Origin of the sequence: Paraburkholderia sp. BL25I1N1, from assembly GCF_003002025.1 — a bacterium.
Lineage (GTDB): Bacteria > Pseudomonadota > Gammaproteobacteria > Burkholderiales > Burkholderiaceae > Paraburkholderia.
In genome coordinates, this window is record NZ_PVZB01000009.1 from 78,347 (window position 1) to 102,855 (window position 24,509).

Genomic DNA, 24,509 nt, shown 5'->3' on the forward strand with positions numbered 1-24,509 from the left:
GCAAAAATCGTCAGTCGTGCCATTAAACCAGCACGCGCTCGATTCCGCCATTGTTCGCACGCTGCACGTAGTCGACCATCCAGTCTTCACCGAGCACGTGACGTGCCATCTCGACGACGATGTAGTCCGCCTCGATGCCCGCGTCTTCGTTGTAACGCGACAGACCTTGCAGGCAGGACGGGCAGCTCGTGAGGATCTTCACGTCAGTGGCGCCCTTCGGCTGCGGGCCGTCACCGGCCTTGAGCACGGAGCCGTCCGGCGCGCCCGCCGAGCCGGCCGAGGCATTGGCCGGATTGATCCCGTTCGCGCCCGCTTCGGCCACCAAAGGAATGCCGCGCAGCTTCGCCGCACCCTTGCGAATCTCCTCTTCCTTGCGGAAGCGGACCTGTGTCGAAATGTCAGGACGCGTGACCGCGAGCGTGCCGGATTCACCACAGCAGCGGTCGTTCTTCTCGATCTTGTAGCCGTCCTTTTCCGAGCCCATCAACTGATTGACGAGCTTGACCGGGTCCATCGTCTTGATCGGCGTGTGGCACGGGTCGTGGTACATGTAGCGCACGCCGTTCACGCCGTCGAGCTTCATGCCTTTCTCCAGCAGAAACTCGTGAATGTCGATGATCCGGCAGCCCGGGAAGATCTTCTCGAATTCGTAGCCGGCAAGCTGGTCGTAGCACGTGCCGCACGACACCACCACGGTCTTGATATCGAGGTAGTTGAGCGTGTTGGCGACGCGGTGGAACAGCACGCGGTTATCCGTGACGATCTGCTCGGCCTTGTCGTACTGGCCCGAACCGCGTTGCGGATAGCCGCAGCACAGGTAGCCCGGCGGCAGCACGGTTTGCACGCCCGCTTCCCACAGCATGGCTTGCGTGGCGAGACCGACCTGCGAGAACAGCCGCTCGGAACCGCAGCCCGGGAAGTAGAACACCGCTTCCGTGTCGGCGGTGGTCGTCTTCGGATTGCGGATGATCGGGACGATCTTGTTGTCCTCGATATCGAGCAACGCGCGCGCGGTCTTCTTCGGCAAGTTGCCCGGCATCTTCTTGTTCATGAAGTGGATCACCTGCTGCGTGACCGGCGGCTTGCCGACGGTTGCCGGCGGGTGCGCCGTCTGCTTCTTCGCGAACTTCTTCAGCACGTCGTTGCCGAGGCGCTGCGCCTTGTAGCCGATGCCCATCATCGCGGTGCGCGCGAGGTTGATGGTCTGCGGATTGGTCGCGTTGAGGAAGAACATGCCGGCCGCGTTGCCCGGATTGAACTTCTTCTTACCCATCTTGCGCAGCAGGTTGCGCATGTTCATGGTCACGTCGCCGAAGTCGATCTTGACCGGGCACGGCGTCACGCATTTGTGACAGACGGTGCAGTGATCCGCGACGTCGTTGAACTCGTCCCAGTGCTTGATCGATACGCCGCGGCGGGTCTGTTCCTCGTACAGGAACGCCTCGACCAGCAGCGAGGTGGCGAGAATCTTGTTGCGCGGGCTGTACAGCAGGTTGGCGCGCGGCACGTGGGTCGCGCACACCGGCTTGCACTTGCCGCAGCGCAAGCAGTCCTTGATCGACTCAGAAATCGCGCCGATGTCCGACTGCTGCATGATCAGCGATTCATAGCCCATCAGGCCGAAAGACGGCGTGTAGGCATTGCGCAGATCGGCGCCTTCGAGCAGCTTGCCCGCGTTGAAGCGGCCATGCGGATCGACGCGCTGCTTGTACTGGCGGAATTCGCTGATCTCGTCTTCGGTCAGGAATTCGAGCTTGGTGATGCCGATGCCGTGCTCGCCGGAAATCACGCCGTCGAGCGAACGCGCCAGCTTCATGATGCGCGCGACCGCCGTGTGGGCGTCCTGCAGCATCTCGTAGTTGTCGGAGTTGACCGGCAGATTCGTGTGCACGTTGCCGTCGCCGGCGTGCATGTGCAGCGCGACGAACACGCGGCCACGCAGCACCTGCTTGTGGATCGCCTGGGCTTCGTCGAGGATCGGCTTGAACTCGCCGCCGTTGAAAATCTGCCGCAGTTCGGCGCGGATTTCCTGCTTCCACGACACGCGGATCGTGCGGTCCTGCGTGACGTGAAATACGTTGGCGTCGGGCTGTGCGTCCACGCGGTCGGCGAATTTTTCCGCCATGGCTTCGTAGCCGAGACCGACCAGATAGTGCTGCGCTTCACGCAAGGACAGATCGAGCTTGTCGCGCAGGAATTCCCAGCGCGTGCGCACACGCTTGAGCAGATCGAGTGCCTGCTGCACGCGGTCTTCGAGCAGTTCGGCGCTCGGAATTTCGTTAGCGTCGTCGCTCTTGCCGAGCGGCAGCTTGCCGGCCTTGAAGAACGCTTCGAGCGCGTCGACCAACTGCAGCTTGTTCTTGATCGACAGCTCGATGTTGATCCGCTCGATGCCGTCCGTGTACTCGCCCATGCGGTCGAGCGGAATCACCACATCTTCGTTGATCTTGAAGGCGTTGGTGTGCTTCGCGATCGCCGCCGTGCGGCTGCGGTCGAGCCAGAAACGCTTGCGCGCCTCGGCATTGACCGCGACGAAGCCTTCGCCGCTCTTGCCGTTGGCCATGCGCACCACTTCCGACGTAGCTTGCGCGACCGCGTCCGCGTCATCGCCCACGATGTCGCCGATCAGCACCATTTTCGGAAACGCGTTGCGCTTGCTCTTGGTCGCATAGCCGACCGCGCGCAGATAGCGCTCGTCCAGATGCTCGAGGCCGGCGAGGATCGCGCCGCCCTGCTTCGAGGTCTCGAACAGGTAATCCTTGATTTCGACGATGCTCGGAATCGCGTCGCGCGCCTGGCCGAAGAATTCGAGGCAGACGGTGCGCGTGTGCGCCGGCATCTTGTGCAGCACCCAGCGCGCGGACGTGATGAGCCCGTCGCAGCCTTCTTTCTGCACGCCCGGCAGACCGGCGAGGAATTTATCCGTGACGTCCTTGCCGAGACCTTCCTTACGGAACACGCGGCCCTTGATGTCGAGCGCTTCCGTGCGCAGCAGCTTTTCGCCTGGCGCGTAGTTGCCGTCGAACCATTTGAGCTCGAAACGCGCGACTTCGATGTCGTGAATCTTGCCCATGTTGTGGTCGAGGCGCGTGACTTCGAGCCAGTTCCCTTCCGGGTCGACCATGCGCCACCAGGCGAGGTTGTCGAGCGCCGTGCCCCACAACACCGCCTTCTTGCCGCCCGCATTCATCGCGACGTTGCCGCCCACGCAGGATGCATCCAGCGAGGTCGGATCGACGGCGAACACGAAGCCGGCCTGCTCGGCCGCTTCGGTCACGCGGCGCGTGACCACGCCCGCGCCGGAGAAAATCGTCGCGACTTTACGGTCGACGCCCGGCAGTTCGGTCATTTCCACCGCGCCGAGCTGTTCGAGCTTTTCAGTGTTGATGACGGCCGAGAACGGCGTGAGCGGCACCGCGCCGCCGGTGTAGCCCGTGCCGCCTCCGCGCGGAATCACGGTCAGACCGAGCTCGAAACACGCCTTGATCATGCCGGCGATTTCGGCTTCGGTATCCGGCGTCAGCACGACGAACGGGTATTCCACACGCCAGTCGGTCGCGTCAGTCACGTGCGAGACGCGCGACAAACCGTCGAACTTGATGTTGTCCTTTTCCGTGACCTTGCCCAGCACCTTGGTCGCGCGCTTGCGCAGATCGTAGGTCTTCTGGAATTCGCTGGCGAATTCGTCGACGGCGCGGCGCGCGGCCTGCACCAGCGTTTCGACGCGCGCGGCGCGGTCCACGCCCGCTTCGTCGCCGTGCTCGGTCAGATCGGCGCGACGGCGCTTCTCGATCTCGCTCAAACGGTGATGCAAGGCCTCGATCAGCATCGCGCGGCGCTTCGGGTTGTCGAGCAGGTCGTCTTGCAGGTAAGGATTGCGGCGCACCACCCAGATGTCGCCGAGCACTTCGTACAGCATCCGCGCCGAGCGGCCGGTGCGGCGTTCCGCGCGCAATTCGGCAAGCACCGCCCAGGCTTCGTCGCCGAGCAGGCGGATGACGATTTCGCGATCGGAAAACGACGTGTAGTTGTAGGGAATTTCGCGCAGACGCGCTTCGGGATCGGCGGCCACCGCTGCGGCGGCCCCGTGCGGATCGAAAACTTGAGGTGCGTTCATGTTCGGACGACTCGGTAGGCCAGCCCGGCGCGCTCATCGATGAGGCGTCGGCTGACGGTGCGCGTGGCGCGCAATGCTGGAAATCTTCTAGGGGAGCGAAGCTCGACCGACGGCCAAACCCACACCGGTCGCTTCGCGGCGCTCAGATATAACTACACGATCGTGCGTGGCGGACGTGACGCTCCGCCGCGGGGCAACACTCACGCGGGGCGGGCATCAAGTGGGCGATCCGAGGCTGCCAGTGCATCTTCCGATCCTTATTCCAAAATGGAATTCTACCGCATCATTCCGCCACGCGTTGACGGCTGAAGTCGGAACAGCGGCGGGGGTTTGCGCACTTTCATGGCAAATCGTACGGCGGCGGCGCCACGCCGGAATGACCAACCGAACGGTCGGGCGGCGCTGTGCGACCCTGCTTCAGTGCATATGCCGAGAGCCTGAGCCTACACCGTTGGCGCTATCATTGACCCTTTCCCGTCTCACCAAGCGCTCCGCGCCACCCGCATGGCTTCCCACGACTACCTGAAAAAAACCCTGACCGCGCGTGTCTACGACGTGGCCCGCGAGACCGAACTCGAACGCGCGCCGAATCTGTCGGCGCGTCTGCGCAATCCGGTCTATCTGAAGCGCGAGGACAACCAGCCGGTGTTCTCGTTCAAGGTGCGCGGCGCGTACAACAAGATGGCGCATATTCCTTCTGAAGCGCTGGAGCGCGGGGTGATTACGGCGTCGGCGGGCAATCATGCGCAGGGCGTGGCGTTGTCGGCGGCGCGCATGGGCGTGAAGGCGATCATCGTGGTGCCGGTCACCACGCCGCAAGTGAAGGTCGACGCGGTGCGCGCGCACGGCGGCCCGACCGTCGAAGTGGTGCAGTTCGGCGAGTCGTATAGCGACGCGTATGAGCACGCAGTCAAGCTGCAGGAAGAACGCGGCCTGACCTTCGTGCATCCGTTCGACGATCCGTATGTGATCGCCGGACAGGGCACCGTCGCGATGGAGATTCTCAGCCAGCACCAGGGGCCGATTCACGCGATTTTTGTGCCGATCGGCGGCGGTGGACTGGCGGCGGGCGTCGCCGCGTACGTCAAATCGGTGCGCCCGGAGATCAAGGTGATCGGTGTGCAGACCGATGATTCGTGCGCGATGGCCGCGTCTCTGAAGGCCGGTGAGCGTGTCACGCTGAACGAAGTCGGTCTGTTCTCGGACGGCACGGCGGTAAAACTGGTCGGCGAAGAAACCTTCCGCCTGTGCAGCGAATATCTCGACGACGTGCTGCTCGTGAATACCGACGCGCTATGCGCCGCGATCAAGGACGTCTTCCAGGACACCCGCAGCGTGCTCGAACCCGCGGGCTCGCTGGCCGTGGCCGGCGCGAAGCAGTATGCGGAGCGCGAAGGCATCGAGAACCAGACGCTGATCGCGATCACGTCGGGGGCGAACATGAACTTCGACCGCATGCGCTTCGTGGCCGAGCGCGCCGAAGTTGGCGAAGCGCGCGAAGCGGTGTTCGCCGTGACCATTCCCGAAGAGCGCGGCAGTTTCCGCCGCTTCTGCGAACTGGTCGGCACACGCAGCGTCACCGAATTCAACTACCGGATTGCGGATGCGAACTCCGCCCATATCTTCGTGGGCGTGCAGATCAGGAATCGAAGCGAGTCGGCGCAGATCGCGGGCGCGTTTGAGGCGCACGGCTTCGCCACCGTCGATCTGACGTTCGATGAACTGTCCAAGCAGCACATCCGCTACATGGTCGGTGGGCGCTCGCCTCTGGCACACGACGAACGCCTGTTCCGTTTCGAGTTCCCCGAGCGGCCGGGCGCGCTGATGAAATTCCTTTCGTCGATGGCGCCGAACTGGAATATCAGCCTGTTCCACTACCGTAACCAGGGCGCGGACTACAGCTCGATTCTGGTCGGCATCCAGGTGCCGGACAGCGAGAACGCGGTGTTCAACCAGTTCCTCGCCACGCTCGGTTATCCGAACTGGGAAGAGACGCGGAACCCGGTATATCGCTTATTCCTAGCTTGATTACTTAGGACTGAAACACGCAGATGGCTCTCTCGCTCGTCGACAAACTGGTGGTGGCAATCTCTTCGCGCGCGCTGTTCGACTTCGAGGAAGAGAACCGCGTGTACGAGGAAGGCGATCTGCAGACCTATGAAGCATTGCAGCGCGACAGCCTGACCGTGCCCGCCAAACCGGGCGTGGCGTTTCCGTTGATCCGCAAGCTGCTGGCCTTGAACACCGGCGGCCATCGCGTCGAAGTGGTGATCCTCTCGCGCAGCGATCCGATCAGCGGACTGCGCGCGTTCCATTCGTGCCGGGAACATGGGCTCGCCATCGAGCGCGGGGTTTTCACGCGCGGACGCGCGCCGTTCGGCTACCTGAAGCCGCTGAACGCGTCGCTGTTTCTGTCCGCGAACCAGCAGGACGTGCGCGACGCGCTCGCCGCCGGATTTCCCGCCGCGCGCGTGTTGCCCGAATCGGCGAAAATGGCGAGCAAGTATCCGGACGAAATCCGCATCGCCTTCGACGGCGACGCCGTGCTGTTTTCCGACGAAGCCGAGCGCGTGTTCCAGAAGGACGGCCTGCGCGCCTTTGTCGGCCACGAGACTCACAACAAGGATCTGCCGCTCGCGGACGGTCCGTTGAAGCCGTTGCTCGAAGCGCTGCACCGGCTGCAAAAACTCGCGGACGAAGCCGCACCGATGCATATTCGTACGGCATTGGTCACGGCGCGTTCGGCGCCCGCGCATGAGCGCGCGATCCGCACCTTGATGGCGTGGAACATCGGAATCGACGAAGCGATGTTCCTCGGCGGCCTCGACAAGAGCGCATTTCTGCGCGAGTTCGAGCCGGACTTTTTCTTCGACGACCAAATTAGCCACTGCGAATCGGCCCGCGTCGTGACGGCGACGGGGCACGTGCTGAGTGGCATTGTGAACGCATCATGACACCCGAACAATCACCGCTGGGTAAGGCCTCCACTTACACCGAACAATACGACGCGTCGCTGCTGTTTCCGATCGCGCGAAAAAATGCGCGCGAGGCGATCGGCATCGGCGCGCAGTTGCCGTTTTTCGGCACGGATATCTGGAATGCGTACGAGTTGTCGTGGCTGAATGCGCGCGGCAAGCCGCAGATCGCCGTGGCGACGTTTTTTGTGCCGGCGGATTCGCCGAATATCGCCGAATCGAAGTCGTTCAAGCTGTATCTCGGCTCGTTCGCGCAGACCGCGTTCGAATCGATGGACGCGGTGCGCGACACGATCAAGCGTGATGTGTCCGCATCGTGCGGCGCGACGGTTTCGGTTCAACTGACTGTGCCGCATGACTTCGGCAAGTTGAAGATGGAAGAATTCGAAGGCATGTCGCTGGATCGGCTGGATCTGGATACGGACATTTATCAGCCGGATGCGTCGTTGTTGAAGGCGGCGCTGGATGAAGCGCCGGTCGAAGAAACAGTGTTCTCCAACTTGCTGAAATCGAATTGTCCGGTGACGGGGCAGCCCGACTGGGGCAGCGTGCAGATTCATTACGTGGGTCCGCAGATCGATCACGCGGGCCTGCTGCGCTACATCATCTCGTACCGGAATCACACGGGGTTTCACGAGCAGTGCGTCGAGAAAATTTTTCTCGATGTGCTGAAGGCTTGCAAGCCGGTGAAGCTCGCGGTGTATGCGCGTTATACGCGGCGCGGCGGGTTGGATATCAATCCGTTCCGCACGAACTACAATTTGCCGATGCCGGACAATATGCGTCTGGCGCGGCAGTAACGAGTAGAGCGTTCGCCGCATTCGCGGCGAACGACAACAACGAAGCGCTTAGGCGGTGGGCTTCTTATAAGCCACGCAATCCACTTCGACGCGGCAATCGATCACCATCGAAGAAACGACACATGCACGTGCCGGCGGATTGTCGCCGAAGTACTCGCGGAACACCTTGTTGAACGACGCGAAGTCACGCGGATCATCCAGCCACACGCCGCAGCGGACCACATCTTCCGCGCCGTAGCCGGCTTCCTTCAGAATCGCGAACACGTTCTGAATCGCCTTGTGCGACTGCTCGACGATGCCGCCGTTGATCACTTCGCCGTTTTCCATCGGCGTCTGTCCGGACACGAACAGCCAGCCGTCCGCTTCGACTGCGCGTGCAAACGGCATATGCTGACCGCCCGTTCCCTTGCCGCCTTCAACACCATATCGCTTCATCACTACACTCCTTAAAAAGTCCGGCACGCGTTCGGCAGAAGCGCCGCGCGCGCCGTAATCAATCGGTTAAACAATCAGAACGCGCCGTGCGCGTCGCCCTTCGACGCCGCGCCGCGCGCCACGAAATGGCCGGCGCGCTCACCCGTCACTTCGCCATTGCGATACGTCAACACGCCGTTCACCCACACCGCGTCGATGCCGTCGGCGGCCTGTTGCGGGTTCTCGAACGTCGCCACGTCGCGCACCTTGGCCGGGTCGAATAAAACCAGATCGGCGTGGTAACCGATATGCACCTCGCCACGCTGCGTGAGTCCATAGCGACGCGCCGACAAACTGGTCATCTTGCGCACCGCCTCTTCGAGCGGCAGCAAGCCCGCATCGCGCGCGTAGTGGCCGAGCACGCGCGGAAATGCGCCCCACAAGCGCGGATGCGGCAGCGGATCATTCGGCAAGCCATCCGAGCCGACCATGGTCGCGGGATGCGAGAGGATGCGCCGCACGTCGTCTTCCGACATGTTGTGATACACCGCGCCCGCCGGTTGCAAGCGCTTGCCCGCTTCCTGCTGCGAGACGCCCCACTCCGCCGCAATCTCTTTCACGAGCTTGCCCGCCATCTCCGGATGCGGCTCGGACCACGTGACCGTGATGTCGATATCGCCCGTGATCTGCTTCACATCGAGCGTCGACGAACTGCGGTTGTACGGATAGCAATCGCAACCGATCGGCTGCAGGCGGCTCGCGCCTTCGAGCGACTTCAGCACTTCTTCGCTGCGTCCCCAGTTCGACGGACCCGCGCACTTCAGATGCGAAATCACCACCGGCACGTGTGCGTGACGGCCCACGCGATACGCCTCGTCCATGGCATCGAGAATCGCGTCGAATTCGGTGCGCATGTGCGTGGTGTACAACGCGCCGGCTGCGGCGAGCGGTTCGGCCAATGCCATCACTTCTTCGGTCGGCGCTGAGAACGCCGAGCCGTAGGCGAGCCCGGAACTCAGACCCAGCGCACCGTTGCTTAGAGCTTCTTCAAGCTGCGCGCGCATGCCGTCGATTTCCTGCGGCGTCGCCGCGCGGTCGAGCCGGTCCATCTGGTTGCTGCGCAACGCGGTATGCCCAATCAGCGCGCCGACATTCACCGCGGGCCGCGCCGCGTTCACCGCTTCGACATAGGCGGCGAAGGTCGGATACTGGAATGCGTCGCGCTCGCCGAGCAGGTTCATCGGATCGGGCGGATCGCCCTTCAGCGCAACCGGCGACGCGCTGATGCCGCAATTGCCGACGATCACCGTCGTCACGCCTTGCGTGATCTTCGGCAACATTTGCGGCGAGCGGATCACGTGCGTGTCGTCGTGCGTGTGAACGTCGATGAAACCCGGCGCCAGCGCGCGGCCTTCAGCCTCGATCACTTCTTCGGCGAGCCAGTTCGACAGGTTGCCGATCGCGACGATGCGGCCGTCGCGAACCGCGACATCGCGTTCGACAGGCGGCGCGCCCGTGCCGTCATACAGTTGCGCGCCGACGATCAGCGTATCGGCGGCTTCGGGATGCGAGTGCATGGATCAGTCTCCTAACGGTTGTCGATCGCCGCCGCCGCGGTGCGTGTCGAGTGCGTGCTTCATGCGGCGCAGCAATTCGCGGCTCTCGTCACCCTGACTGACGGCAAGTTCGGTGACGAGCACATCGAGCGCCATCATCATCGCGTAACGCGACGACGACGGCTTGTAAATGAAATCGGTCTCAAAGGCTACGATCGGGATCACCCAATCGGCCAGGCGCGCGAGCGGCGAAGCCGGCGCGGTCAGCGCGATCACCGTCGCGCCATAACTGCGCGCGATCTTGCAGTTCTCGACCATCTCGGGCACGCGCCCGGTAGTAGACAACGCGATCACCACGCATTCGCGCGACACGGTGCTGGCAACCATGCGTTGCAGCAAGCCGTCCTGATAGGTCGCGACAGGCCGGCCGAGGCGCACGAGCCGGAAGCGCATCTCGTCGGCGAGCGCGGTCGAGCCGCCGCCCATGCCGAACACGTAGATCATGCGCGCGCCGCGCAGTGCGGCCGCCGCGTCGCCGAGCGGCGCCTGGCGGAGCAATTGATGGTTATGCGCCAGCGCGGTCTGCAATTCGTCGAACACGCGAGTCGCGATCGGCTCGGGCGCGTCGCTCGGGCCGCCGGGCTGCAGGAAGCGCTGACCGACGGCGGCCGCCTGCGCAAGCCGCAGTTTGAGTTCGCGGACATCGCGGCAACCCACGGCTTTGGCAAAACGCGTCACGGTCGCGACGCTCACTTCCGCCCGCTGCGCGAGCGCGCCGATGCTCGCGCGCGAGGCGCCCGTCAGGTCGTCGAGAATCAGCGCGGCGACCTTGCGTTCGGCCGAGCGCAGCTCCGGCGCGCATTCGGCAATGCGCGCGACGATGTCGAAAGCCAGCGGTTCGGCGGTTAGATTCATTGCGGACTGTGGGAGGCCGCGCGAAGGCCTATAACGCGCCCGCGGCGAACCGTGGTACTAAATAACATTTCTCCATCCATCGTACTTTCGGTAACATGGTAAAGTCAACTTTGATTCAATTTAACTGGACGATGGAGCAAGGAGACATGAAAGTTACAAACTATCAGGGCGCAACGATTGATCCTTATAGCAAGGGCTTGGGCATGGTTCCGGGCACCAGCATTCAACTCACGGATGCCACGCGCCTCGAGTGGAACCTGCTGAACGAAGACGTGAGCCTGCCGGCCGCCGTGCTGTACGCGGACCGCGTGGAACACAACCTCAAGTGGATGCAGGCATTCGTCGCGGAATACGGCGTCAAGCTCGCGCCGCACGGCAAGACGACCATGGCGCCGCAGCTATTCCGCCGTCAGCTCGAAAACGGCGCGTGGGGCATCACGCTCGCCACCGCGCATCAGGTGCGGGCGGCTTATCACGGCGGCGTGTCGCGTGTTCTCATGGCCAACCAGCTCGTCGGCCGTCACAACATGATGATGGTCGCAGAGTTGCTGAGCGATCCGGATTTCGAATTCTTCTGCCTCGTCGATTCAGTGGAAGGCGTCGAACAGTTGGGTGAGTTTTTCAAGTCGGTGAACAAGCAGTTGCAGGTGCTGCTCGAACTCGGCGTGTCGGGCGGCCGCACGGGCGTGCGCGACGTGGCGCAGCGCAATGCGGTGCTGGAGGCGATTGCACGCTATCCGGACACGCTGAAGCTCGCCGGCGTCGAGTTGTATGAAGGCGTACTCAAGGAAGAACACGAAGTGCGCGAGTTCCTGCAAAGCGCGGTCGCGGTTACGCGCGAACTCGTCGAGCAGGGCCGGTTTGCGCGTACGCCGGCCGTGTTGTCAGGCGCAGGTTCGGCCTGGTACGACGTGGTCGCGGAAGAATTCGTGAAGGCCTCGGAGACCGGCAAGGTCGAGGTCGTGCTGCGTCCAGGTTGTTATCTGACGCACGACGTCGGCATTTATCGCAAGGCGCAGACGGAAATCTTCGCGCGTAATCCGGTCGCGAAGAAAATGGGCGAAGGGCTGCTGCCGGCGCTGCAACTGTGGGCGTATGTGCAGTCGATTCCTGAGCCGGATCGCGCGATCATCGGTCTCGGCAAGCGCGATTCCGCATTCGATGCGGGCATGCCGGAACCAGCGCGCCACTATCGTCCGGGCAACGAAGCGCCACGCGATATCGCGGCGAGCGAAGGCTGGGAGATTTTCGGCTTGATGGATCAGCATGCGTATCTGCGGATTCCGGCACGCGCTGACCTGAAAGTGGGCGACATGATCGCGTTCGACATCTCGCACCCGTGTCTGACGTTCGACAAGTGGCGTCAGGTGCTGGTGGTCGATCCGGCGTATCGCGTGAAGGAAGTGATCGAAACGTTTTTCTGATTGGCTTCACGAAGGGCGCTTTTTCGGGAAGCGAGGCGCGCCTTTCGTCGTGTTGCGGAACGCGTGATTTTGTTCGCCTCGCGCCGCCGCACTGACCGGGTTCAGCCGCGTCCAGCAAATCAGGCCTGGCGCGGCGCTTCATCGTCCGCTGTCGGGCGGGTTTGCGCGGCAGCCTCGGCTGCGCCAGCGGCAGCCGCCACTTCGCCGATTCTTGCCTCGAGCATCTTCAACGCACCGGACAGCGCGTTCAGCGCCTCGTCCGGCAGCACGGCGATCGTGTCGTGCAGAAACGCGTTGCGACGCGGCAAGCTGGCTTCGGTCGCAGAATGTCCCGCCTCCGTCAACCGCACGTTGGTCACGCGGTTATCGCGCGCATCCATGCTGCGAGCAATCCAGCCCAAACCTTCCAGCGTTTTCAACTGCCGTGTCAACGCGCCCGGATCGACGCGCAAGCGCTCCACCAGCCGCTTCTGCGACGACTCGCCGGCCTGCTCGTGCAGCGCGAGCAGAATGCGCCAGCGCGGCAACGGATGGCCGACATGCGCCTCGAAAGCCGACATGAACGCCCGATATGTGCGGCCGAATTGCTGCATGACGGCGACGCGGTCCTGTTCTTCCATGATCTATCAGTAAAACGGTAAGTCTAAAAAATCAGTCCGCGTGAATCACGGGCTCGAGCTTGCGCTGGAGTTTAATCGGCGGCACGCGGCGGCTTTGCCAGACCGACACCACCGCGATAATGGCCGCCATGGCGAGCCCCAGATGAATCGCCGACACGAGCGCTTCGCGCGCGCTCTCGAGTAGCATCGCGCCGTTATGGCCCGCGTGCGCCAACTGGTCGAGCAAAGTAGTTTGCGCGTCCCGATTGATGAGGATTTGCGGATCGCCGAGATCCGCGAACCATTGCGACGCGTGATCGTTCTCCAACGTATTGCGCACACCGCTCGCGTACATATGGCTGACCAGTGTGCCAGTCAGCGCCGTGCCGATCATGCCGCCAATCATCCGCAGCGACTGCAGCAGCGCCGTCGCGATACCGAGGTGTTCGCGACCCGCCGTTTGCTGCGCGAAAATGGTCAGGTTCGGCATGACGAAACCGAGTCCCAATCCGCCGACGATCATGAACGACATCAGAAGCCACTGCGGCATGGCGCGTGTCGCAACGACCACGCCGAGGCATGCCAGCGCGAGCAGCGCAAAGCCGATATACAGCATCAGATTCGGGTTGCGCACCCGTGAGACGATGCGCCCGTTGGCAATACTGCCGATCGTGATGAACACGACCAGCGGTGTGATGACGAGACCCGCCTCTTTCGGCGACATGCCGAAGCCGCCCTGGAACAGCAATGGCGCGTAGAACAGCAGCGAGAACATCGAAAAGCCGCCCAACACGGCAAGCGTGAAGAGCGCGGCGAGACTACGGTTGCGGAACATGTCGACCGGCAGGATCGCCGTCGGGCAGCGCTTTTCCCACTGCCACAACGCGTAAGCCGACGCGACGCTCAGCGCGAGCAACGCGGCCGCGCTCAAGGTCACGCCATGCTTCGGTAACAACTCGACGAACAGTTGCAGCGAACCGAGTGCCACGGCGATCAGCACGGCGCCGGGCCAGTCGAGCCGCATCTTGCCTTCGTGTTCGACATGACGCAGATGCGGCAGGAAGCGCCAGACAAAAAACAGCGAGAGGAGACCGACCGGCAGATTCACGTAGAAAACCGAGCGCCAGCCGTAATACTGCGTGAGGAACCCGCCGAGCGACGGCCCCACCGCATTCGCGATGCCGAACGCCGAACTCATCAGCACCTGCCAGCGCAGGCGCACGACCGAGTCGGGAAACAGATCAGGGATACAGGCGAACGCGGTGCCGACCAGCATGCCGCCGCCGATGCCTTGCAGGCCGCGCGCGAGCACGAGGAACAGCATGTTGTTGGCCGCGCCGCACAGCACGGAGGCGCCCGTGAACACGACGATCGACGCAATCACGAACGGCTTGCGCCCGTAGTAATCGCCGAGCCGGCCGAAAATCGGCACGGTAATCACCGAGGTCAGCAGATACGACGTGGCAACCCATGCGTACAGCTCGAAACCCTTGAGTTCGGCGACGATGGTGGGAAGCGCTGTGCCGACCACGGTCTGGTCGAGTGCGACCAGCATCGTGACGAAGGAGATGCCGAGCATCGCCAGAAGCGACTCACGGAACGGTAAAACTTGCCCACTCGAGTGGTGGGCCGCGGTATGAACAGCCATTTTTGATAGCGCAACAGTTGACACGTCAAACGATTGGGAATCATACCACGCTGCGACGCTCTAAGCGGGACAGGCCGCTGGCTTTGCCGCGCCGACAATCGACTGAAGAAAGGAAAATCACATGACGCCAGGGAGCCACATGGAGCCGAGTTCGCTCGCAACACAATCGTTATCGGACGACGACCTGAAGGCGCTGCGCCACGCAAAACACGAACTGGAGAGCCCCGCTCTGGCGATGAAGCTGGCGAGCATCGTCGGCGCGCCGCTGGAAAAACTGCTCGCGCGCATGCCCGCATTCGCCAACGAAAAAGTCACCGACGCGACGGAACTGGCGCTACGCAAGTGCCTGTCGATCGCGCTGCGCACGCTGGGGAGACGGGACGGCGCGACTGCGTTGGCGGTGCCCGACAAGCCGAGCAACTTGCTGCACAAGTTTGCCGTGGCGACCACTGGCGCGGCCGGCGGCGCATTCGGGCTGTTCGCGCTGCCCGTCGAACTGCCCGTCACGACCACGCTGATGTTCCGCTCGATCTGCGACATCGCGCGCAGCGAGGGCGAGGATCTGACGGCGATCGACACGCAGTTGCAATGTCTGACGGTGCTGGGCATGGGCGGCACGTCAAAAGCCGACGACGACGCCGACTTCGGCTACTTCATCATGCGCGGCGCGCTCGCGCAGGCGGTGTCGAAAGCGTCATCCGAGATCGCCACCAAGGGCTTCACCGCGCACGGTTCCGCGGCCTTGTTGCGCCTGCTCAACACGATCGCCGCGCGTTTCTCCGTGCAGGTCAGCGAACAGATCGCCGCAAAGTCGATTCCGGCGATCGGCGCGGTGCTCGGCGCGATGGTGAATACGGTGTTCATCGACCACTTCCAGCAGGTCGCGCACGGTCACTTCACCGTGCGTCGGCTGGAACGGCAATACGGCCAGGCGACGGTCGAGGCCGCCTATCAGACGATCGACATCGCGCTCGACGGCTGAGCCGCACGGTTCGTCACGCGCCGCACGAAGGCGGCGGCGCGGTCGAGCGCGCGATTTCCCTCGGGGATGAACGGCGCGAAGATCGGCCAGACGTGCGGCATCTTGTTCCACACTTCGAGTTCGCAGTCGACGCCCGCCGCGCGCGCGTTGTCGGCCACGCGTTGCGAGTCGTCGAGCAAGACTTCAGTGCTGCCTGCCATGATGAAGAGCGGCGGCAAGCCGTGCAGGTCCGCGTAGACGGGAGACGCGTAGGGATGCGTGGGCGGCGTGTCGCCGAGATAGAGCTTCCCCGCCCGGGCGATCGCGGAGCCGCTGAACATGGGATCGAGATTGTCGTTGGTGCGGATGCTGGCGCCGGTCGCGGCCAGATCGGTCCACGGCGAGAACAGCAGACCGCCCGCCGGCATGGGATCGCCCGCATCGCGCAGCGCCACCAGCGTGGCAAGGGCAAGACCGCCGCCCGCTGAATCGCCCGCGATGACGATTGACTCGGGCGCGATACCGTCGGCGATCAACTGACGGTAGGCTGCGGTCGCGTCATCAAGCGCCGCCGGGAAGCGGTGCTCGGGCGCAAGACGGTAGTCGAGGGAAAAAACCGGTGCGTCGGCGCGCGCCGCCAGACCGAACACGATCGAGCGATGGGTACGCGGCAAACAGAAGTAATAGCCGCCGCCGTGGCAATACAGGACGGTCGGCCCGGCGTTCGTGGCTAGCGCACGCTCGGCGCGCTCGATCCACTCGCCGCGCAACGGCGTATCGTCCGCGCCGTACAGCTCCCGCAGACGCCAGCCGCCCGGCACCCGCGGCGACCATACGCGCTTGGCGCTCAGCGCGCGCGCTCGTTCGACATTGATGCGTGGCTTGAGGGTTTCCGGTCGAAACTGCCTGCGCAGATACCAGCACGCGAGTGCGCTTTGCCAACTCATCGGGACACGCTCCTTCGATTGTGTCCTGTCATGTTACGTGCGTTCGTGGCTGCGTCGGTGGATGGCGGCTTCCAATCTTAAAAACGCCGGAGCCGCCGGATCAGGCTTTCCGCTCGCCTAGTTCGCCGGCAAAACCTGCCCGCGAATTTCACCCATCGGGTTCTGCGCGGTATGGACGTTGAAGTACCACTGGCCCGCCATCAGATCCGTCACCTGCTGTTCGGTCAGCGCCGCCGAGCCCTTGATCGGGCTGGCGAGCGCGCCCTTGTCGATCGGCACCTGAACCTTGGCGTTCTGGCCTACCGGCGCGGGTCCGTGGAAATGCGCGGCGGTTGCCGGGCCGCTCAAGCCTTCATAGCTGACCGTCCATTGCAGGGATTTCGTCGACGTGTCGAAGGTGGCGTCCAACATACCGTGCCCGTGGCTCACGCGAGGCGGCACCTCGCTCGAAGGCTCCAGATCCGCCTTCAGTGCCACCGTATCCGCGAAGGCGACACCCGACGCCAACGCCCACAACACCACTGCAAGATTCACTTTTCGAAGCGCAGTCATGGTCTTCTCCGGACTTGAAGCCCCGCCGCACCGACACTCGGCCGCGCGCGAAGCCACCACATACTAGTGCAAATCCGCTGAATCTGTTTGTGGTGGAGCGCGCGCGGCCGTTGCGTGGTTTTTTCGGTCACTTTCGCTCAGTGCACCTGCTTTCAGGCGCGCTGGAGCGCGTGGCGAGTTTGTAGGTGTCCGTAGTGATTCCCTGAGCGTTTCAGGCGCACCGACGTGCCTGCGATATCGCTCAAGGCGCGTCCCGGCGACGTTTTAATCGATTTACTCAAACAGTTAATTGCGAATTTTGTAATGAATGAACCGCAAAATCCCGGTTATGCTTCTGCTTGCGAGAAGTGACTCCTTCATCGAGGGAAGTCTCCAAATCTTTAACGCGGCTTCGGCCGCGTTTTTTTTCGTCTGTTGGTCTGGTTGTCTGGTTGGCCAATTTGCCACGGTCTCGTCCGCAGAGGCGCGCTCGCTTCGACGCGCACACATGCGTGGAGCGTACTTATACGAGCAAGGCGGCCTGCTGTTCGATCCCGTCCAGCATGGCATTGCACTTGTCGATTAACAGCATCCCGTCGTCGCGCACACGTTCCGGCGGTTTGATGGTGATTTCGCGGCGATAGTCTTCGAGTGCCGTGAGCAGCGGTGGATATTGCAGGACGCTCGCCGCCCCCGCCACGCGATGAAGCCATTCGCGCACCCTTTCCAGCTCGATATGCTCGGACTCCACGCGCTCGAGCAACGGCGACAACGACTGCACGTCCTCGCGCACGGACGACACGAACGAGTCGAGTAAAGCCTTGACCGTCGACTCGCTGCCCCACAGTTGGGTCATGTGCCCGAGGTCGACCGGCACGAACGGTCCCGCGCCGCCACGCACATCCGGCACGGCAACCGCCGGCGTGCTGACGGCCTCCGAAGGCGCGGCTTGCCACGCGCTGTCGGTGCCGAACCAGCGGCTCAGATAATCACGCAGCGTGGCGAGCCGGGTCGGCTTCACGAGGCTATCGTCCATGCCGGCGTCGCGGCACAGATTCAGGTCTTCGGGCGCGGTGTTCGCCGTGATACCCAGAATCGGCAGGCGATACGCGCCGTCCTGCTCACTTTCACGAATACGGCGAGTGAGTTCGTAACCGGACACGTTCGGCATGTGGCAATCCGTGATCAGACAGCCGTAACTCGTATGCTCCAGGGCGGCCAGCGCCTCGGCGCCGTCGTTCACCACGTCGCAGGCAAAACCGAGCAACGCGAGCTGATGACGGATCAACTCCTGATTGACCGGATGATCTTCTGCGACGAGGATCAGCCGGCCACTGGCAATGGCCCGCTCACGATCTGGGGGCGAAGCGCCGCTTTCCGGCGTACGCGGCATGCCTGCCGACCGCGGCGCCACCGACGGCAGGCCCGTCATCGCAGCGGCACACGCGGCGCCGAGGCCGCGCCACGAAATGGGATTGACGCTGACGCGCACGTTGTCGTCGAGAATGCGGTAGCCCGTCGGCTTGGGCTTCTCGGTCAGACTGATGACGCGCGTGCGCGGCCTGATGTCCGCCGGCAAGGCCACATTTTCGCTCACGAACAGTAGATCGATTTCGGCGAGTGCGGCGCGATCGCGCAGTTCCGGCGCATCAGGCGAGACGCGGCGCAACTCGAGTCCAAGCGCCTCGCCAAAGTGCATCAGGGCCTGCGCGACGCGCGCCTCGCCGGTTGCCACGATTCCGCGTTTGCCGCGCAAGCCGTTGACCGAATAGCGCTGCGTCTCGATAGGCATGGCGAGCCGCACGGTCATGCGCGTGCCGCTACCCGGTTCGCTGCGCAACTTGAGCGAGCCGTTCATGAGGTCGATCAGCTTGCGACAGATCGTCAAGCCGAGGCCCGTGCCGCCGAAACGGCGTGTGGTGGACGATTCCGCCTGCACGAACGGCTCGAACAATTTGGCCTGCACCTCGGGCGCAATGCCGATTCCGGTGTCCTCTACGATCATTTCGAGCGTCTGAATGCCGTCGTCTTGCGCGACGACCGACACGCACACGTCGACCTCGCCCTGCGGCGTAAATTTGATCGCATTGCCTAGCAGGTTGAAGAGGATCTGTCGCAACCGGACGCTGTCGCCGCGCAGTGTGGCGGCGACGTCCGATCCGATATCCACGCGCACTTTCAGGCCCTTTTCATGGGCGCGGCCAGCCAACAGGCCGACAGCGTTGTCCACCAGTTCACGTATATCGATGGCTTCGGCCTCGATGGTCAGCCGCCCCGCTTCGATTTTCGAATAATCGAGCAGGTCGTCGAGGATCTGTAGCAGCGCGCCCGCCGACTCGTGGATCATGCCGAGCATTTCGCCCTGGTCTGCATTGAGCGGCGTGCGCTCCAGCACTTCCACGAGACCGAGCACCCCATTCATCGGCGTGCGGATTTCATGGCTCATCATGGCAAAGAAGTCGTCTTTGGCGCGCGACGCCGCTTCGGCAAGATCGCGCGCTCGCGCAAGCTCGTCGGAGCGCGCGTGCTCCATGCTGGCATCCACCCAGTAACCGCTCCACACTACGCTTCCGTCCGATTCGCGGCGCGGCACCAATTCGGCTCGCGCCCATTTGACGTCCTCGTCGCCGGCGAAACGAAACTCCATGTTCACGGGCGTTTCGCAGTGCGCCGAGCGCTCGAGTTCAGCCAGCACGAACGCCCTATCCTCCTCGCACACACGCTGGAAATCGACGTGATCGCTGCTGCTCTGCGAGCCGTCTCGCACGCCCAGCAGATGACGCGTGTCGCCGCCGATATACGGAAACGAATACGTGCCATCCGCGGTGCGGCGCAGTTGAAATACCACGGCGGGCAGTGATCGCGTCACGTCGAAGAGGCGCCGCTCGGTCTCGCGCGCACGCATTTCGGCGCGCCGGATATCGGTGATATCGACCATCGTGCCGAGCACGCAAGCCGGTTGACCGTCACTGCGGCGACAGATACGGGTCCAGAAAAGCCCATGCCGCACGTTGCCCGCGTCGCGCTCGAACTGCAACTCCACCTGCGCAGTCTCGCCACCGTTCAGCATCTCGCGGGTCATCTCGTCCAGGATGCGGCTGTTGGCCTCGCCCCACGTTTGCACCTCCAGGGTGGTCCGTCCGACGATCGCCTCGCGGCCCAATCCGCAGGCTTGCTCATAGGCTTCGTTGACTGCGATATAGCGGCCATCGAGATCCTTGGCGACGAGCGGATAGGGCACCGTCTTCATCAAGGTTTCCTGGAAGTTCAGTTGCAGTTCCAGTTCCCGCTCCGTTGTCTTGCGCAACCTGACTTCCCGCTGCAGCAACAGATAGGCACGCAGGGTGATCAGCAGCACGACGCAGACGCCGATCAGCACCGGCAGCAGACGTACCGCGGTCACGCTCCACGTGCCGGACCCCGGTGCATTGCCGGTGACCCACTTCTGCCGGATGCGTTGCTTTTGCGCGGGCGGCATCGCCAGCAGCGCACGGTCGATCAGCCCGGCGAGTGGGCTCAGGTCCGGGCGCACGGCAAAGTCAAGCGCGTCGGAATCGCCAACCGTGCCGAGAATCTTGAGGACACCGCTGTACCGTTGCTTGAGCAGGATATCGGCGGCGGCCACGTTGCCCACCAGAACGTCCGCCTCGCCGGACTCAACCATCTTGAGGGCGTCGTCGAGACCGGGCGCAACTACCACGTGGTCCTGCGGAATTCGCTGGAATGGGAGCGTAACCGACCCGCCGACATGCGACGAAACGACGATGCGGCGTGACGCAAAATCGTTCAGCGAGCGAGCCGCCGGTTCGTCCTCTCGCCCGATGAGCACCAGCGGGTAGTGCTCGTACGCACTGGTGTGCCGCGCCTTCGAAAGGCGGGGATCGTGACTCGAAGCAGTGGCGAGGATCGCAAGTTCGCCGCGCTGAAATGATTCGATCGCAGCGGGCCAGTCAGCCGTGTCGGCGCGATTGAACACGACGCCGAGCGTACGACTCAGATACGTCAGATAGTCGGCGGCAATGCCTGCGGGCCGGCCAGAACCGTCGACGTAACTGAAGGGCGCCCAATTGTTATCGAAACCGACCTGCAATGGCGGCAGCGAACTAAGCCACGCCTGCTCCTGCGGCGTTAGCGCGAGACGCGGCACGGTGGGCAAAGGCTTCGCGTCGAAGTTGCCGGATAGCCAGCGCGCGCGGATAGCCGCATCGTCGGCCGGGTTAATCGACGCGAGCGCGTGGTCAAGTTTGTCCCGCAATGCAGTCTGATTCCGGGGCACCGCGAAGCGCAAATTGGCGGTTTTGGCGTTCTCCTCGAACGCCACTCGCAAGCCCCGAAACTCGTCGGTGGACAATGCATATTGCACGGCGGTAGTGAAGCCGAGATAAACGTCCGCGTCGCCCTGAATCACGGCGGCGAGTGCCTCGCGCGTCACGGAAAACGTGACGATCTGGGCGCGTGGGAAGCGCTCGCGTGTCACACGCTCGAGCGCAAAGCCTTTTTCTATTGCGATGCGCGCTCCCGCTAACTGGGCGGGATTCGCATAACTGTTGCTGTCCCGGCGCACCACGACCGACGAGGAAGAACGGAAATAAGGCGCGGTAAAACTCAGGCACCGCTCGCGCTCAGGTGTGCGGGCAAGACTCATCATCAAATCGACATGTCCGGCGCAGGCGGCCGCGAGCAATTGCGTCAGGTCCGGAAACACCTTGGCTTCGATGACCACGTTCGGCCCGACAACGGCGCGCAGATAGTCGACGCTCATGCCGGTGAGTTGACCGTCTTGCATCGCGTCGAACGGCAGCCAACTGTTAGCGAGAACGCCGACGGTTAGTTTCGCGGGAAAGTTGGCGACAACCTGAGCATTCGAGCGATTGTCGAACGATTGGGCAACGGCTGTTGTTTGCGCGGCCACGACAAAGAGCCAGGCGAACAGACACAGCGAGAGGCGTTCAAGCAAACGCCTCATTGCAACGCCCGATACGAAATTGACGGCGGACACGATGACGGCACCGGCGACACTCAGGCGACTTCGCCGCGCCCGTCGGCGAGCGTAGCGGCAGCGTCGTCAGCCTTGCCGTGCAGAAACGAGAACAGCGCCCCGGCCATGACACCGCCCGACAGAGGCGCAGCCCAGAACAGCCAAAGCTGGTCCAGCGCCCAGTCGCCGACGAACAACGCCTGGGACGTGGAGCGCGCGGGATTGACCGAGCCGTTGGTAACCGGAATCGACACCAGATAGACCAGCACCAGGCAGACGCCGACGACCAGCGGCGCGATCGGCGCCATGTCTCGCCTGTGGGCGACCAACAGGCTCGCCGTGACAAAACCGAAGGCCAGCACGAACTCGATGGCCAGCGCCGAATGCATCTGATAGTCGGCGGGAGAATGGTCGCCGAAGCCGTTTGCCGCGAACTCGCTCACGCCCAGATCGAACCCGGGACGCCCGCCCGCCACGTAAAGCAGTAGCGCGGCGGCAACGATCGCACCGAGAATTTGCGACGCGATGTAGGGAAGCAGATCCCTGACCGGAAAACGTTGCGCGACCGTGAAACCTACGGTGACAGCGGGATTGAAATGACCGCCAGACACCGCGCCGAAGCAATAGGTGGCCATAGCGAGGGCGAGGCCGAATGCCAGTGCCACTTCCAGCACCCCGCACGCCTGCTGGATCACACCGACGTTCAATACGATGCTGCCGCAGCCGACGAACACCAGCCACGCCGTTCCGACACCCTCGACCAACAACCGCTTACCTAACGCACCCATGCCGCCTCCTGGTTCTGTCCGCCAGGCAGACGGCATTGCATGATCGCCGCCACAAATCTGCCTGTATTCTCACGGCCCGGGCATCGCTCAGCTTGACGAAACGACAGCTTTCATCAGGAGAGCACGGAATAAAGCCGTAGTGAATTCAGAACTATGAGACGGCAACCTCCCGCAACCAATCAGAACAGTCCTAAATTCCTGGTTCTCCAAAATCATTTGCCGACGGCGCAACGCAATATGCCCATCAGATATCAGATCAGGTCAATCCGATCTGCCGCGCGTAGTCGATCAGGTCGGCTTCCGTTTCCAGCCCGAGCTTGCGCATGGCACTACGTTTTTGCGTACTGATGGTCTTGCCGCTGCGCTGCAGCCGCACCGCGATTTCATGGACGGCAAGACCTTGCACATAAAGCTGGAATACTTCCCACTCGCGTGCGCTCAGCATGCCGGCGCGCAGTTGCGGCGGCGCATCGGCCGCGTCGATCGCGACCCGCGCGTGTTCCGACAGATAGATGTGCCCCGCAAAAGCGGCCTCGATCGCGTCGATCAATGCTGTGACGGTCTCGCGTTTATCGACGATTCCACTCACGCCGATATGCAAAAGACCGGACAGCATATGTGCATGGCAGATCATGGTGAGGACCACGACGCATGGATGCGACTGGCCCCGCAGCAAGCGGCGCAGAAACGACACCGCGTTGCTGCCGCCATGGATGCCCGGCATGCTGATATCGGAAACGACGACGTCGCACGAGCAGGCGTCTAGTAATTCCGCCAGTTCGTGCGTGTCGGCCGCTTCGCCGACACATTCGATGTTCGGCGCGGCTTGCAACACGCGCTTGACGCCGACGCGAACGCAGTCGTGATCGTCTGCGATTATGACGCGGATCTTCTGTCTCATTTTCTGTTGTCTTATCGACTGACATGCCCTGCACACGGTGTGCTTCCCCAGGCGATGCCAATGCATCTTCTATTCGCCGCGCGACGGCGCGGCACGTCACTGACTTGTCAGCGGCTCATCACCGCTTCGGCATGGGTTCCTCAGGGATCACACCATACTCGACGGCAAAACGAAACAATTCCGCGTCGCTGCGCAGAGCCAGCTTGCGCATGGCAGTGCACTTCTGTGCGCTGATCGTTTTGACGCTGCGCTCCAAACGCGCGGCGATCTCCGTCACGCCGTACCCTGATGCATATTGAGTGAACACTTCGAGTTCGCGGCGCGAGAGAATCTTGCGCACATAATCTAGCCGTTGGGTCACCGTTGCGTCGGCGATCAATGCACGCACCGCGGGCCCGACATAACGCTCGCGCGCCAGCGCGGTGATGACGGCCACGTGAATCAGGTCGATCCGATCGCGCTTGCTCATTAGTCCCTCGACGCCGAGTGAAATCACCTTTTGAAGTTCGGTCGCCTCGGTTTCCATGGTAAGTACGACGAGCGCGATGTCCGGGTACCGTGTCTTGAACTGCCTGACGACTTCCAGTCCGTCGCCATCCGAGCCGCCCGGCATGTAGAGATCCATGAGCACCAGGTCGCATGAACAGCGATCGATTTCCGCGAAGAGTTCGGTGGCGTCGGCTGCACGGCCGACGATCTCCATATTCGGGTAGCCGTTCATCAGGTTTTCGATCGCCAGCAGCACCAATGGATGATCGTCCGCGATGATCGCGCGAACGGGTGTGCTTACCTCAGCGGTGTCGCGCATCTTCTATTTCTCCTCCGTCCTAAGTTGACTGCTGCCTCTCTACGAACAAGACGGCTCTTCTCGCGATCATTAAATACTTCTTCGAGAATAACCATAAGATCGCTCCGAAACAACCTCGGTTAATTCGAAAAATAAATTACTTAGATA

17 protein-coding genes are annotated in these 24,509 nt (G+C 62.8%); 5 read left to right on the forward strand and 12 right to left on the reverse strand.

Features of this window, described 5'->3' with window-relative positions; genetic code table 11:
- Window positions 1-22: 22 nt before the first annotated feature.
- A complete protein-coding gene (locus tag B0G73_RS15080) occupies window positions 23-4,117 on the reverse strand; it encodes an FAD/FMN-binding oxidoreductase (protein WP_106282023.1) in 4,095 nt (1,364 codons plus the stop codon).
- A 504-nt stretch (window positions 4,118-4,621) separates the two neighbouring features.
- Between B0G73_RS15080 and ilvA the strand changes: the two genes are divergently transcribed.
- From ilvA to queF, 3 genes are read left to right on the forward strand one after another with little or no spacing between them, the layout of a single operon-like run.
- On the forward strand, window positions 4,622-6,145 hold the full coding sequence (gene ilvA, locus B0G73_RS15090; protein WP_106282024.1) for a threonine ammonia-lyase, biosynthetic: 1,524 nt from the start codon (window positions 4,622-4,624) through the stop codon (window positions 6,143-6,145).
- Window positions 6,146-6,168: 23 nt separating this feature from the next.
- The gene (locus B0G73_RS15095; protein WP_106282026.1) at window positions 6,169-7,071 is read left to right on the forward strand and encodes a 5'-nucleotidase; all 903 of its coding nucleotides are present in this window, start codon (window positions 6,169-6,171) and stop codon (window positions 7,069-7,071) included.
- Window positions 7,068-7,892 carry an NADPH-dependent 7-cyano-7-deazaguanine reductase QueF gene (gene queF, locus B0G73_RS15100; protein WP_106282028.1) on the forward strand — a complete coding sequence of 275 codons (825 nt, stop codon included), beginning with the start codon at window positions 7,068-7,070 and terminating at the stop codon, window positions 7,890-7,892. Before B0G73_RS15095 ends, queF begins: the two co-directional genes overlap by 4 nt.
- A 48-nt stretch (window positions 7,893-7,940) precedes the next feature.
- Here the strand turns inward: queF and B0G73_RS15105 are convergent, their stop codons facing one another.
- The 3 genes from B0G73_RS15105 to B0G73_RS15115 all read right to left on the reverse strand — a co-directional run bounded on the left by B0G73_RS15105 (window position 7,941) and on the right by B0G73_RS15115 (window position 10,777).
- Window positions 7,941-8,327: a RidA family protein gene (locus B0G73_RS15105; protein WP_106282030.1), complete on the reverse strand. Its 387-nt coding sequence runs from the start codon at window positions 8,325-8,327 to the stop codon at window positions 7,941-7,943.
- 74 nt (window positions 8,328-8,401) lie between these two features.
- Window positions 8,402-9,883, reverse strand: a complete 1,482-nt coding sequence (locus B0G73_RS15110; RefSeq protein WP_106282032.1) for an amidohydrolase family protein — start codon at window positions 9,881-9,883, stop codon at window positions 8,402-8,404.
- 3 nt (window positions 9,884-9,886) lie between these two features.
- Entirely contained in the window at window positions 9,887-10,777 is an 891-nt protein-coding gene (locus B0G73_RS15115; protein WP_106282034.1) for a MurR/RpiR family transcriptional regulator, read from the reverse strand.
- Between the two features lie 146 nt (window positions 10,778-10,923).
- Here B0G73_RS15115 and B0G73_RS15120 point away from each other — a divergent pair, with 146 nt between their 5' ends.
- Window positions 10,924-12,201 (forward strand): amino acid deaminase, encoded by a 1,278-nt coding sequence (locus tag B0G73_RS15120; protein WP_106282036.1) that lies wholly within the window; start codon window positions 10,924-10,926, stop codon window positions 12,199-12,201.
- Between the two features lie 119 nt (window positions 12,202-12,320).
- Here the strand turns inward: B0G73_RS15120 and B0G73_RS15125 are convergent, their stop codons facing one another.
- Window positions 12,321-12,821, reverse strand: coding sequence for a MarR family winged helix-turn-helix transcriptional regulator (locus B0G73_RS15125; RefSeq protein WP_106282038.1), 501 nt, complete (start codon window positions 12,819-12,821; stop codon window positions 12,321-12,323).
- Window positions 12,822-12,852: 31 nt separating this feature from the next.
- Complete coding sequence (locus tag B0G73_RS15130) at window positions 12,853-14,448, reverse strand: MDR family MFS transporter (RefSeq protein ID WP_106282040.1); 1,596 nt, start codon at window positions 14,446-14,448, stop codon at window positions 12,853-12,855.
- Between the two features lie 139 nt (window positions 14,449-14,587).
- On the opposite strand from B0G73_RS15130, the gene B0G73_RS15135 reads away from it, so the two are divergent.
- Window positions 14,588-15,430, forward strand: a complete 843-nt coding sequence (locus tag B0G73_RS15135; RefSeq protein ID WP_106282041.1) for an EcsC family protein — start codon at window positions 14,588-14,590, stop codon at window positions 15,428-15,430.
- Here B0G73_RS15135 and B0G73_RS15140 read toward each other — a convergent pair.
- The 6 genes from B0G73_RS15140 to B0G73_RS15165 form a co-directional block, all read right to left on the reverse strand.
- On the reverse strand, window positions 15,400-16,356 hold the full coding sequence (locus B0G73_RS15140; RefSeq protein WP_106282043.1) for an alpha/beta hydrolase: 957 nt from the start codon (window positions 16,354-16,356) through the stop codon (window positions 15,400-15,402). The two genes, B0G73_RS15135 and B0G73_RS15140, sit on opposite strands and share 31 nt — an antisense overlap.
- Before the next feature lie 117 nt (window positions 16,357-16,473).
- Window positions 16,474-16,908, reverse strand: a complete 435-nt coding sequence (locus B0G73_RS15145; RefSeq protein WP_106282045.1) for a CHRD domain-containing protein — start codon at window positions 16,906-16,908, stop codon at window positions 16,474-16,476.
- Between the two features lie 502 nt (window positions 16,909-17,410).
- The gene (locus B0G73_RS15150) at window positions 17,411-21,853 is read right to left on the reverse strand and encodes an ATP-binding protein (RefSeq protein WP_258193324.1); all 4,443 of its coding nucleotides are present in this window, start codon (window positions 21,851-21,853) and stop codon (window positions 17,411-17,413) included.
- Between the two features lie 53 nt (window positions 21,854-21,906).
- Window positions 21,907-22,653 (reverse strand): aquaporin Z, encoded by a 747-nt coding sequence (gene aqpZ, locus B0G73_RS15155; RefSeq protein WP_106282048.1) that lies wholly within the window; start codon window positions 22,651-22,653, stop codon window positions 21,907-21,909.
- A gap of 256 nt (window positions 22,654-22,909) precedes the next feature.
- Complete coding sequence (locus B0G73_RS15160) at window positions 22,910-23,554, reverse strand: response regulator transcription factor (RefSeq protein WP_106282050.1); 645 nt, start codon at window positions 23,552-23,554, stop codon at window positions 22,910-22,912.
- 118 nt (window positions 23,555-23,672) lie between these two features.
- Complete coding sequence (locus B0G73_RS15165; RefSeq protein ID WP_106282052.1) at window positions 23,673-24,362, reverse strand: response regulator transcription factor; 690 nt, start codon at window positions 24,360-24,362, stop codon at window positions 23,673-23,675.
- Window positions 24,363-24,509 lie beyond the last annotated feature (147 nt).